Source organism: Paracoccaceae bacterium (assembly GCA_033344815.1).
In the GTDB taxonomy this organism is placed as follows: Bacteria; Pseudomonadota; Alphaproteobacteria; order Rhodobacterales; family Rhodobacteraceae; genus Roseobacter.
Genome location: JAWPMR010000001.1, coordinates 785,292 through 798,109, shown reverse-complemented (window position 1 = coordinate 798,109; position 12,818 = coordinate 785,292). Strand labels below are relative to the sequence as shown.

The window sequence follows — 12,818 nt, the reverse complement described above, 5'->3', positions numbered from 1 at the left end:
TGGATTGTATCTGAAATGTCTTGACTATCCCCTGTCCGCTGTCAGACATTTACGGGTCCAAATAGTGTTATTTGCCAATAGAGTGTTTGTTGCTCATCCTAGCCACCGAGGAGTGGACCATGTGCAAGACAACGAAGACCCTTGGCTAGAAGATCGTCAAAGACATCAAGCGTGTAACCCGTCAGCACTATTCTTCTGGATAAAAGATCAGGATCGTGCTGGATGGCCTGCGCGGTGATGACAGCATTGCCGAGCTTTTCTCGCGCAAATGAAAGCGATCTCTGTCAGCGCCCATTGCGCCGCTATGCCGACGCCTGAGAGGCTATGAAACGGACCTTTGGTCATGAGGGTAGAGCCGGGTTCATCCAGCGCGCCAAACGACGGGCCAATGGCGTTGCGGTGCACGTTCAGTGCTTTGGCGGCATCGCGCTGGCTGAGGAATATCTGGCCGTTATGATGCCCGTTGTACCGTCGCTTGAGCTCGACATAGAGCGCGCGGGGGCAGAGTTTCAGCGTTGCCCAAGCCTCCGTCCGTTGCAGGCATTCTGTGAGCTGCACAAACTGTGTCGCCCCGCGCGTCCCGTGTTTGTAGGCTTTACTAGTTACGATCGATGCTCCCATGAAGAAGCTTCAGCTTCTGAACGGAACTGCTACGACCGCACCAGTGAAATCTCTTTTTGTTTTTCGTGGCGGGAGTGGGGCCGGATGTGGCATCAGCTGGATTGGTCATGGTAACAGTTGATGTCACTTGAGATGCCCCGGAACTGTTTGCGGTGTTGGGGTTCTCATGGTGCGAACTGTGTGCTGGGATCGGTGCGTTGCGCGATCAGTTGGGCATTCAAGTCCGTGCCATGGTACCTGATCCGCCGCCCGATGCGGATCAAGGCTAGCACGCACACAAAGTGCCGCCATTGCGCGAGTTTTTCGATTGAGCTGAACACCCGCATCTAAGGGTCTTCGGGAAGGTGGACACGTTCATCGTCGAAGATTCTGGCATGCTCTTTGCACGCGAGCGCGGTGTGTCGAAGGCATGCTCTACGATGCGATGCTCATTGATAAGGTCAGTAGCAACCTCGAGGTTTTCAATCTCCTGTATTCTTGCTGCAAAGTTGGTTAGTCGGCGCTTGCGCGATTGTTTTGCGCCAACTGCGCCTGCCTGTTTTGATAGTTCTGCCGATTGTTGGGCGGTACTTTCTGTGGCGCCCACAATGGTTTCAATTTCCTTTGCGACGTATCCATCGGCATAGTCGTCATAGGTGACAAGCCGACGTTGTATGCTGAGCGGGTTTTGGAAGCGACCTGAATGACCAGCAGGAGTTAAAAGAGGCGAAAATCCCTGGAACGAACGTCGCGTCAGAAGGACAATACAATCGTTCGCTCTATGCTAAAGAGGCGACAGAACGCTGCAATAGAAAGAAAAATGGGCATGAACAACTTAGGCGCAACGCTGAGAGCGGCCATGCTCATTGTATTGATCTCTTTCGGCTCGGTCCAAGCGCAGTCAGATGTCCTGTCTGCACGCGACTCTGATCCCAAGGTCATGGGCTGGATGCAGGGCTTTCCGCCACCGCCTGACAAGATGATCACGCAACCTGACAGCGTCTACTTCAGCTTCCCGAGGCTGCGCTGGTCAGTCTGTCATCTGAGGGAGTTCCTACCCACCGAGAAGATCAGCCGCGGTATCGGCGCGCCGGTTCCACTGGCCTATCCGTCGACCTCCAAGTTTGCCGATCTTCGAACGCAGATCGATGCGGTCACCTTCACGCCGCAAAACAGCGAAGAAGAGATGACCTGGGAAGAGTCGCTCTGCGCAAACTACACTGATGGTGTGCTGATCCTGCACAGGGGCGAAGTGGTTTACGAGCGCTACTTCGGCTGCCTCGAAGAGGACCGCAAGCACGCCATTATGTCGATGACCAAGTCTTTCACCGGCCTTCTGGCCGAAATCATGGTGGTCTAAGGTACGCTCGACGACACCGCTCTGGTGCGTGACATCATTCCCGAGATTGGCGAGAGCGCCATTGTGACAGCGACCGTCCGGCAAGTTATGGATATGACCACTGGCGTGAAGTATTCTGAAGACTATTCAGACACCAACGCCGACATCTGGCTCTATTCCGCCGCGGCCAAATGTAGACCACGCTTAAGTAGGGCGCAAGGACTACTCGGCTGTAGATTCTGACTCCTGCATTCACGTGATCTCACTTCTCACAGGACCGGATTGAGGGCCGTGCCGTCTGCCTCGCTAACATCAACCACGTTTGGGCCCGACAAGCGGTGGCGCTTGCCAATTTGTCGCCCCGAAATCATCGCAAGTTCCAGTTCTGCAAGGCCCATTGCGGACGTTGGTCATAGCAATCGGTGCTGTGCTGCGGCTTCAGCAATGTGAACCTTGGTTCGCGACGTCCAACTAAAGCGGGCACAGTTCTTTGGAGGCTGTCTCTGCAGTAGTCATGCAAGAATTACCCAACAATTTTCCACTTTATGTGGGTCACGTAGACGATGCCGTTGTCAACACTAACCATTACATCACCGTCCTGAATATTGACTTGCAGCTTCATCGCGCGGCTGGCCAGATTTGACAATGCGTCTGTTTCGTTCGGAGCAAGGTTTATCACTTGAAGGTGGTAAAACGGGTGGTGCTGTTTTTGACTTTGTCCCACCAAATATCTGCCGTCCTACCGCCATAAGGATAGACAATCACCTTGTCAGCTTTGCCACAGGATTGGCGCATCATCTTTTCACTGGGCAACCCAAGTGCCATCCACAAATCAAGTTCACCGCTCAGGCCTTTTGGCCAGATGTCCGGCTCTTCATCCGTAGACAGTCCTTTCGCCATTTCCAAATGCTCGTGGGCATTTAACGCAAACGCGACGATGCGCACCATCAGCCGTTGATCCGTCTCTGAGGGACGTTTCGCGATAGTCAATTTTGGGTCTCATAATATTGACGATCCATGTCGGAAATTGACAGTTCAACTTTGTAGATGGTGGCTTTTTGCGCCATGATTTACCCCCGAAATTCGAACATTGAGACCCTTACTGCGTCTGATGATTGTTTGGAAAGAGATAACAACCGGCCAAAAGAAGACATCCAGCAGTTGCTCGTGATGCCGCCGTCGCAGCCCGCCTAGCGGCCATTCGCTGCACTGCCAAACTTCTGGTCAGTTCGAACTCACAGTTCGCGGGACAAAGCATTCATTTACGACGCATGGCCGACTATGTACTGACAGGTGCGCCTCGCCGTTGTCAAAATTTCGATAACAAACCAATGCTTCGGCCTTTGCAGAAGATCATTGGTGCCCGGGAAGCGGGGCAAAGATCAGAACTTAGACATATGGACTTTGCCATCCTTCATGATCAGATCGAGGGTGTTTTTGTAGTCAATAACAACACCGATGTCTTCTGTCGGATTGCCATTGTAGAGCAGCATGTCTGCCCAAGCGCCCTCTTCAATGACACCGAGTTTGGCAGCTCTATATGGGTTGCGTGAGCGAGCGAGCTCAAATAGCTGGCCATTTGCTGATGTCGCTTGCTTAAGCATCTCCGTCGGTGTGAAGAACGGCGAACGCTGCTGGAACTCTAACAAAACCGTATCCAGCATCGATGACGCCGCATCGGTTCCCCACCCAATTTTGACACCATACTGCTTGGCCCAACCCATAACTTGCTCATATCCATTTATAACCTCCGCGGCCTTACGCCGGTTTTCATCGGTAAAGAACGGAACATCCATAAGGCCAACAGGGTTCGATAGGCTGCTCAGCCACATGCCAGCTTCACCCATCATCGCAACGGTTTCTTCAGACATTAAGTGGCCGTGTACATTGTCAGCCACTCCTGCGCGGATCATTCGCTGGACGCTTTCATCGTTGTACGCATGGCACGCCACGTAAGTATCGTAGTCTGCGGCAGCTTCGACCGCAGCACGGAATTCGTTCTCCGAATAACCTACGGACTCCAGCGGATCCTTTACCGACGCAACTCCGCCTCCTGCCATAACCTTGATGTAAGCCGACCCGTTGGCCAAAGCAGTTCGTACTGCCCAGCGAACATCGCTTGGACCATCGGCAAGGATAGACCAGCCAGATGTAAGAGCGCGGTTTGCATCGCTGTTTAATGCCTCTGTTCCTCCGAGATACCGGAACCCTCCAAAGTCTCCGTGACCCGCCGTCGCGCCAACGAAATGCCCCGCAGACATGATGCGCGGTCCGTCTATATGACCTGCGTCGATCGCCCGACCCAATTCAATTGAAGGGCCGCCGAGGTCTCGGATCGAGGTTACGCCCATGTCGATGAGTTTCTTTGCCTGCGGAATTGCCGAATACGCCGTTGTGTAGATCGTTTCTGACAATACCGCCCGCAAAGGATCGGTGGTAGGGCCTAACATTATGTGCTGGTGCGAGTCGATCAAGCCAGGCGTCAGGGTGCGGCCGCCGCCATCAATCTGCATTGCGTCTGGCGCCACGATGGCCTCGCGTGAGACTGCCGAGATGAACTGACCTTCTACGAGAACGCTGCCATTTTCTATAAGCGCATCGTTCAAGCCATCGAATATAGTCACGTTCGAAATCAATGTTAAGGGTGCAGCTGGCTGGGCGCGAGCTGGCACGCGTGCAGTGGCACCAAAGGCTATGCCACCGATCAATAGGTTCCTACGGCTGATGCTGGCCGATTTCGTCATTTGTTGTTCTCCCCTAGCCGTTCATAAGACAAAAGCACAAAAATCGCATTGAAACACTTCCTTTTGGCATCGTCGTGTAAGTTGTTTTTCCCTCACGGCGACAATTGAACAAATTGCGTTTTTTTGCAGGGGCTGTCATGGCATTTGAGCGGGCGGATGACGGGTCCGCTTTGGGCTCAAAGCCGCCTTGCGGCGATGCAGCAGCAGGCTTGCAGCGAATCTGCGTCTGGAACCTGCTGCCAGATGGCTGCAGGCAGCCCAAAGCGGACTTCTGACCTTTTGGTTCAACTCCGGTGTTTTTCGCAAGACTAATAGCTATTGCCGACACCGAAGTCTCTGGCCCCATTTTCGGAGACCAATTCCAAGGCCCAAGAGCAGTGTTCCCATCAACGCGAAATGAAGTGAAAGTCCCAGAGCCTCATTGTTTGTTAACTCCAACAATCCGCTCAACAGCAGACCGACGCCAAACACTATGGCGAAGTAAGCGGCACAGCTGAAATAGAAGCCTAGTATTCTGCGCATTCTGGTTGGCAACACATTCCACTAATCTCTAGATTGATGGAAGTGAACGCGTATATCGCTTCGCGGCCAGATGAATTTCGGGCGAATTACATGTTGAAAAGGTCGAAGTTTTGAGCGAAAGGCTGACGTCCTACTGCTGTTGTCGGTTGACCGGTGCCAGCCCAAACTCGACATTCACGCACGGCGCAGCGAAACTCTGCTGCAAGCGCGAAAGCCGACCTTCAAGTCCGCGCAGCTGGCCAGGGCGATGCTGCGCTCGGCGCATATGTCTGCGAAGCGCAGATAGCGACCTTTGCAAAGTCTGGCCTTCGTCGCGCCATCTGGATTGAATTCTCTGCGGTGCCGCATGAAATGCTTTCATTGACTGACCTCTGCAGCAAAATTTAGGCCGTAGGTTGGCAGCGCGGACTTTTCCGACATTGGCCTTTAGCCATGCTGCTGACGCAGCTTTTTTTTGCAGTTGCGGCAAAGTTTTTGCTGCGTCACAGCCGATGTCGTCGAAGCAGTCATTGCCAGTCGGTGTTCGAAGCTTTGCCCAAACCATCTTTTCGTTGCGGCGAGAATCGCGAAATAGGTCGCGGACAAAGCAACCTGATGCGGTTACAGCGATGCTTGCCTAAATACGCTCGCGTCCGTTGCTTCAAATTGTTTGGCATCGCTGCGGATCTACCCAAACCGGTCATTGAAAACTCTGCTGAAGCGGAAAGCTCGCATCGTCGTTTTGATGCATCAAACGTCTCCCAAGTTAACTGACTAGAATTGGGCTGGCCGTCTCAGTGCATTAATCCCGATGAGAGGTAGTTTTCATCTGTCGCAAGCTCCAAGGCAAGTCAGCAGCCTATGTCAAATCTTACGGAAACCAACGACAGAAATCACTGCATGCGTCGGAGTTTTGAAGCCATGGCATTGTTTATTGTTAGGTTTCAACTTTCTGGCGAATACCAGATTGGACTTGTATAAGCCCGTTCCTGAACGATAAGGGTCGCTTCATCTGGGATATTTGCGCCCAATCTCACTTTATCGTAGAGAACCCAGCGCGGTGTGGGAACTTCGATCACGCGCGCATAGTAAAATGCCTGTTCGTCAGGATTAAAGTCGGGATCGGTCCAAACCGCACCCAATTCAGAGGCTCCGATAGAGTTGGTAAAGGTCGCACCATCCAGATCGACTGTGTTTCCGACGTCAGGCAGCGTCCCATCTGCGTCTGGTTCGCGGGAATCAGACCACGCAACATCATAAACCTGTTCATGGAGCTCGTCGTCACCATCCATCCAACCTTTTACGATCTGGACACGATCCAGGTTTGCCCCAATGGGGTCGCGCAACGCATAGATCATGAACTTCGGAGCATCAGCGGTTGCACGGCGTAGGTCCGCCCCCATTGGAACACCTTTCTGGTATCCGGCAAAGGCGGGTTGGCGGCCTCTGAGGTCTGCTGCGGAAAACTCCCAGCCTCCGAAGAAGCGGACCATCATACGCGGGCCGGTGGTTGCATAGACCTCGCGCCGCACCATCGCGTCCCAAAGGCTTTCGCGCGTGTTCTCTTCGGCCCAGACGCCGGTGTATCCGGATGCCGAAAGAGCCCAGCCTGGAAACTCACCTAGATCCGTCTTGGTAAATGGGTGGTTTACTCGGTTCGCAGATGGTTCAGCGTTGGTTGCTTTTCCAAAGTAATTATCGCTGTCAGCGGTTGAGAGCGACGTATGGCTGTCCGTGGCCCCGGAAAACCCAAACCGGTAGGGGTTAACACCAAACTTCTTTTCCAGCAGGAAGCCTTGTTTCAGTGCTTCCCGAGCATATTCCCCATGCAGCATATCATTTGTTTTTGCTGCCGAGAGATCCATGTTCCCCACATCCCAAGTCTCGAAATCAGCAAAAGTATCTCCCGGAGACAAGACCGGATGGGTTTCGCCGTCACCCTTGATCTGGGTGATTTCATAGAGTGGCTCCCACTTAGCCCTGGCCATGACATAGGCTTCATCAACCAGATCCCCGGTAAAGCGGGTGTCTGTCGGGAACATTGTCCCATTTGACAAGTTGCCATTGTGCGCGATGGCAAAAACCTGCCCTCCGGTTTCGGCTTCGTATTGCTCAAGCCAATCATATAGATCCATGGGATCAACGCTGCCTATTGGCGGTGTTGTGATCATTGGAGGGATCTTCAAAGCGCGGTCAGCGCCGTCGCGATAAATCACATTGCGGTGCAGATTGTTTCCGGCATAGTCTGAAGTCCACTCATAGCCGATAAAGGCGGTAAACTGCCCGGGCTGATTGTATTTTTCTGCTGCATCGACAATTTTTTCCCAAACACTCGCATAGATCGGTGATCCCGGCGCATAATCTTCGATAATAGCAGGGTCAGCTAATCCTTGAGAGTGCAGTGTAATGAGTTCAAGCGCGGCAGCGGCTGCCGCATCGCCACCTTGTGCAAGCCCTTCAGCAATGGGGCGGGCCTGCTCATTGGACATGATATTGGGGGTTTGCCGTCTGAAGTCATCGATCATCCCCAAGCCATCTGTGTGTTCTGTGGTGACCATCCAGTCCAATGGACGTGCCAGCTTGACAGGAAGACCTGAGGCCGAGGTTACTTCTTCTCCACGCGCAAATCTAAACGCTGTGTCCACAGAGGTTGTATTGCCAAACAGCCCGGCATCCATCGACAGCCCCGTGTGAAGGTGTGTGTCGCCTCAGAAAACCTGACTTGGAAAAGCTCGCTGAGCATAGGGGGAGTAGGCTTTGCCAGGGTACAATCCCTTAAGGCTTTCTTCTGACGGAATGAACTGAGCAAACGATGCAGTGGACGACATAGCCAGAAGTGTTGCTGTAGTTAGTAGTCGAAACATCGAAAATCACCTCTTAAGTGGGGGCGGACATTCAGCCAATGTTTGCACATTGGTTAAATTTTTTGAACCTTCTTGCTGTCTACAAAAAACTGCGTTGCCACGTACAGTGGCAGACCGGAGAGAGTCGTAGGGTATCGAGCCTCGCCTTTTGGAGCCCGGATAGTTGATCCAGTGGTTGTTCTGATCGTTAGGCGATGACTTCTGGCACGCCGAAAATATCGGCGAAGAATTTCTGTCAAAGTCGTTGCCAACTTCGATTTCATTCCCCGCATTCGGGAACGTCTGCTGTTCTCGCTGCTCAGCAATTTAATGTTTTTCGCCGTCGCCGCAAAGCCCATGTTATGAGAGCGCGCAGCAAGAAGCTGGCAATTCCGGTATGGGCTCTGAGCCGTCATCGATAGCCAACATTTGGTTTAGACGGCTTGAAGGTCCGCTCTGGGGAAGTCGGGGCACTGTGTTTGCACCTGCAGCATGCACTCCCATTCTCAAAGCTTGCTGGTCACTTTGGGGCTGTTAGGTTTCACACGCGTAAGGAGGGCGCTCTGCGATCAAGCTCGAGAGCCTAGTTCGGCGTGCCCTGACAGCCTAGCAATGTCTAGACGGCCCCATCCGCCGTCAAAGCTCGGAGCTTTTTTTGATTCTTCTGAATACGCCTTTACCAATTTATCTAGTGGTGAGCGATCTTGTATCCCAAGCAGAGGAAGCAAGCGCGCAAGATCACGTGCAGATTGCGCACGAGCAAACATCTCGAATGGTCCACTAGTAATGGTTCCCAATCAGTCGATGGCGCCATTCTCCGGTTAATCATTCAAACCTAGCCCTGAAGCCGCCATTGAGGAACCAGAAAACCAAGAAGAACTGGCCAGAGATAGATTTCGATCAGCCGGCGGCAAATAAAACTCCCGTGCGTCTCAGCTCATCCGACACAACACTCTTATCGAGATCATCCTGTATTTGTGGAGCTGCATCCCAACGCCATGCTTCCTTCGAATATCCGCTTCGGGCTCAAAACGTTTATTCAACGCATCGCCCAGCGGCTTTGTCGCAAGAGGTCTGCTTTTGCGTCGCGGCCCGCTAGGTCGCGTTGGCGCGGCAAAGGCAACTGGCGTTGATAGGAACATCGGCGCGGGCAACAGCTTGATGAAGCAGCAGGCTTACATGGGGCAATTCGGTCTTATTGTCGCGGCGCACTAAACACTCATGCAGGCCATGAAGAGCCCAGACATTTCGCGGATGCTGGCTCGGGCGCGGTAACTGCCCATCGAGACCCAGGTCTGCACGGTAGACCGCCTCAGCCTCTGCATATTCTCCAGCTTCCAACAAAAGCGCTCCCAAGGCATGTCTGGTCGGCTGGGGCCACGACCACGGCTCTTCGTATTCAAGATTATCATCCAGTTCAACCGCCCTGCGAAGATGGTCAAGCCCTTCGTCCTGACGTCCAGCCTTAAATGCGATTTCGCCCTTCATCATCTCCTCACCAACCGCCAGCACATCGCGAGCCGTGTTGTTAAAAAGCATACGCGTGTCTGGGACCTCGGCGTAGGCCGCCGTGAAATCGACCATCGCTGCCTTTGCCTCGTCGTGACGCCCCAGGTTTGCAAAAGCGATGGCCTTTGCATAGTAGATCAAAGCGTTCGTTGTAACATAAAGTTCCTTGTCCTTGGGTTGTTCAAGTTCAAGGATTTCGGACCACATACCAAAACGAATGTAGACATGTGGTGCGGCGGCAACAAAGGTCTCAAATATATCTGGGTATGATCTGACGACCTCGTCGGGGACCTCTTCACGCAATCGTTTGGCGGCAGCTACGGCAGCCGTTTTTTGCCCGAGGAACATCGCGCCGTAAGAGGCGAAATGAAGATTATGGATACGGTAAAGGGCATAGAAATTGGCGGCTCCGGCGTAATCCTTGAAGACGTCGTCAACTTTGGCCGCCGCAAGATTGCGATCAAGCACATTCTGATAATCACCACAAAGAACGTCGATATGCGTTCCCATATGCACAAGATGCCCCGCGTCGGGAACCAAAGTCGTTAACCGGTCCCCATGTCGCAGGGCGCGTTCGGGATGTGGCGACATTTCCATCATGTGAATGTACATATGTAGAAGCCCAGGATGGTCCCATGCGCCCGGTGTCTGCTCAAATGCGCGCTCCATGACGGCCATGGCCTCGGGTGTCGATGCGTCCGGGTTCGGCACGCTTTTGTGGAAATCCCAAAGCTGCCAAGGCGTGCGGTTCATCAAGGCCTCGGCATAGACGAAGGCGATATCGAGGTCATCGGGATGCGCCTCGTAAACAGGCTTCATCGCCACTGAAAATCCATCGTTGAACGGTTGATAATCTTCGATGCCAGGGTCTGTCGGATATCGAGACGCCAATGCTTGAATGAGGGTGCGTTCAGCAGGATTTGCATCGTTCAATGCCAATCCCGCTTCAAGTGCTGCGTGCGCGCGCTGCAATGCGGGCGCTTTTTCTTCCGGGGTGAAAACTTCCCAAGGCTTGTTGTAATTGGGGCCCAACGCATAGGCGATACCCCAATGCGCCAGAGCGCAAGATGCATCTGCTTCCAAGACCTTTTCGAAACAGACAATTGCTTCCTCATGATTATACGCAAAAAGCCAGACAAGCCCCCTGTCGAACCATGTTTGTGCGACATCATCACGGGTTACCTGACGGCTGTAGTCACCGAGATCAAAGTATTCGACCATTGAATTATTCCCCCTATGGAAGGAGTTTAGCACAGCCAATTCGCGCACCCAAATGGATCGATTGCATGCCGTAGCAAGAATTCTATGTTATGGCTTGTCTTGAGGCTCGAAATGGAAAAAGGAAATGGTAGCTGATCCATTCTACAAGACGCATTGGCATGAAATAGAACCTGATAGGATGTCTGCTTACCAGGAAGGCTTTGATTGGGACGAAACAACAGAGCTTCTTTTCAGACCTGCCGAAATCTCGACCGGCCAGGTGGTCGCAGACTTCGGATGCGGAGCGGGTAAGGTTTCAACGGAGCTTGCCATACAAGTTGGTCCCAATAAACACATCCACGCAATCGACATCAACGCCGAGTTCCTCGAAATCGTAAGTGCGAACGCGGCTGCTGCAGGAGTTTCCGGTCAAGTGACAACGCTTCTAAATGATGGCTACTCGTTACCTCTCACTGACGAAACGCTTGATAGAGTTTCAGCACGAAACATGATCATGTATGTCGATGACCCCGTGGACACTTTGCGGGAATTTCATCGAGTTCGTCGGCCGAATGGTTTGGCTCATGCCATCGATGGAGATTGGTACATGATGGTCGCGGAGCAAGTTTTACATGGCACTTGGAGGGAGTTTGTCAAAGCCGCATCGCATGCGTGTCGCAATTCGGACATGGGTAGGAAACTGCGTAGGGCTTTCATCGAGGCGGGTTTCCAAGATGTTGAAGTTTCAATCATGACCAATGCCGATGTGGACGGCCGGCTTCTTAGTACGATCCGCAACATGGCAACGTACGCTCGCGAAAGTGGGGCGATTGATCACCAACAGGTAGATCAGGTTGTGGCGCAAGTAGAGCAGACGCTTTCCGATGGCACGTACTTGGTTGTTTCGCCACAGTTTGTGGTGACTGGGCGCAAAGCTGTATAGAAACGGCGCAGTATCAAGCGTATCGATGTGTCCGTTATAGGGCTCGGAGCTAGATTTCGCCGCCCACAGCCCCAATGCACATCGTCAAACAACGAACGTCCCGCGATCAGCTGATTGTTCGAAAAAATAGTGCATTTACAGGTGTTTCCCCGAAAAGCACAATGGCCCGGTGAAAGGTCGGTTTCAGGAAAAAAGGCCTTCGCGGATCTCTGCGTTAACATTCGGCGGCTCTGAGCCCAAACCTAACACTACCTAATACAGCCTGTCTGTTTCATTATTAGCCATACGCTTTTCGAGATCGTCTACAGCATCGTCAAGCTCGCCATGGTCCTTTAGGGCCTGCGCGTAGCTCGGCAAGCCATCGATTGATCCCCATCGATCTGGTTGCCACATGCGCGAACGGATCATTGATTTTCCACAGTGGAAGAAGGCTTCTTCAACGCGGACAAGTAGAACAAGATCGGGACGGTGCCCATTGACTTCTGTAAGACTTAGAAGCTCTTCATCCATGACCACGCGAGCGGAGCCGTTGACACGCACCACTTCCTTTCTCATCGGGATGATGAACATGAGCCCGACTCGGGGGTTTTCTAGGACATTCATGAATGTATCGCCGCGGTGGTTGCCGATCCGGTCCGGCACTGCCAGTGTATTGCGATCAAGAACTTTGACGAACCCCGCCGGATCACCCTTTGGTGAGACATCCATTTGCCCCCGAGAGTCGCCGCTTGCAATTGTTACGAAAGTTGACCGCTCAATCCATGCCCGACAGTGTACATCGATATGATCAATAACCTTGGCTGTCTGGCTCGGAAACTCGGGGCCCAGAATTGCTTGCAGCTCCTCTGCAGATTTTACGACCTTCTTCGCCTGGTACATATTACCCCCTAACTTATGAAAAGCTTCTTAGCGATGGTATCACATCAGGGATACTTATCGAAACGTGCTGCTAACCGGAGGCGGTTTCGTCCGCGATGTGAGAATTCGCCCATCACTGGATTTTGCGCTTGCGGCGAATGTCGGCAATGCGGGCTGCGACCGCAGCATACGAATACCGTTTCGAGCGACCGCTTTGGGCCGTCCTTGATGGGCAAGTTTCCAGAACATCTGATTGTGCTGCACTACACCCGAGGTCAGTT

8 protein-coding genes and 2 pseudogenes are annotated in these 12,818 nt (G+C 52.8%); 3 read left to right on the top strand and 7 right to left on the bottom strand.

Translation table 11 applies throughout. The annotated features are described in order from the left end of the window. Nucleotides 1-207: 207 nt before the first annotated feature. Nucleotides 208-621 (bottom strand): hypothetical protein, encoded by a 414-nt coding sequence (locus R8G34_03750; protein ID MDW3221988.1) that lies wholly within the window; start codon nt 619-621, stop codon nt 208-210. Nucleotides 622-1,426: 805 nt separating this feature from the next. Between R8G34_03750 and R8G34_03745 the strand changes: the two genes are divergently transcribed. Beyond that, nucleotides 1,427-1,960, top strand: a complete 534-nt coding sequence (locus R8G34_03745; GenBank protein MDW3221987.1) for a hypothetical protein — start codon at nt 1,427-1,429, stop codon at nt 1,958-1,960. Nucleotides 1,961-2,208: 248 nt separating this feature from the next. On the opposite strand, the gene R8G34_03740 is transcribed toward R8G34_03745, so the two are convergent. The 3 genes and pseudogenes from R8G34_03740 to R8G34_03730 all read right to left on the bottom strand — a co-directional run bounded on the left by R8G34_03740 (nt 2,209) and on the right by R8G34_03730 (nt 4,683). Next, on the bottom strand, nt 2,209-2,337 hold the full coding sequence (locus tag R8G34_03740) for a hypothetical protein (GenBank protein ID MDW3221986.1): 129 nt from the start codon (nt 2,335-2,337) through the stop codon (nt 2,209-2,211). Nucleotides 2,338-2,462: 125 nt separating this feature from the next. Beyond that, nucleotides 2,463-3,006 (bottom strand): annotated as a pseudogene (locus R8G34_03735) (YaeQ family protein). A 315-nt stretch (nt 3,007-3,321) separates the two neighbouring features. Further along, nucleotides 3,322-4,683 (bottom strand): amidohydrolase family protein, encoded by a 1,362-nt coding sequence (locus R8G34_03730; GenBank protein ID MDW3221985.1) that lies wholly within the window; start codon nt 4,681-4,683, stop codon nt 3,322-3,324. Between the two features lie 954 nt (nt 4,684-5,637). Between R8G34_03730 and R8G34_03725 the strand changes: the two genes are divergently transcribed. Then, nucleotides 5,638-5,958, top strand: a complete 321-nt coding sequence (locus R8G34_03725; GenBank protein ID MDW3221984.1) for a hypothetical protein — start codon at nt 5,638-5,640, stop codon at nt 5,956-5,958. Nucleotides 5,959-6,128: 170 nt separating this feature from the next. On the opposite strand, the pseudogene R8G34_03720 reads toward R8G34_03725, so the two are convergent. Beyond that, nucleotides 6,129-7,880: pseudogene (locus tag R8G34_03720) on the bottom strand (DUF3604 domain-containing protein). 1,242 nt (nt 7,881-9,122) lie between these two features. Next, nucleotides 9,123-10,757: a hypothetical protein gene (locus tag R8G34_03715; protein MDW3221983.1), complete on the bottom strand. Its 1,635-nt coding sequence runs from the start codon at nt 10,755-10,757 to the stop codon at nt 9,123-9,125. A gap of 124 nt (nt 10,758-10,881) precedes the next feature. Between R8G34_03715 and R8G34_03710 the strand changes: the two genes are divergently transcribed. Then, complete coding sequence (locus R8G34_03710) at nt 10,882-11,679, top strand: methyltransferase domain-containing protein (GenBank protein ID MDW3221982.1); 798 nt, start codon at nt 10,882-10,884, stop codon at nt 11,677-11,679. 252 nt (nt 11,680-11,931) lie between these two features. Here the strand turns inward: R8G34_03710 and R8G34_03705 are convergent, their stop codons facing one another. Next, the gene (locus R8G34_03705) at nt 11,932-12,558 is read right to left on the bottom strand and encodes a pyridoxamine 5'-phosphate oxidase family protein (protein ID MDW3221981.1); all 627 of its coding nucleotides are present in this window, start codon (nt 12,556-12,558) and stop codon (nt 11,932-11,934) included. Nucleotides 12,559-12,818: the final 260 nt, after the last annotated feature.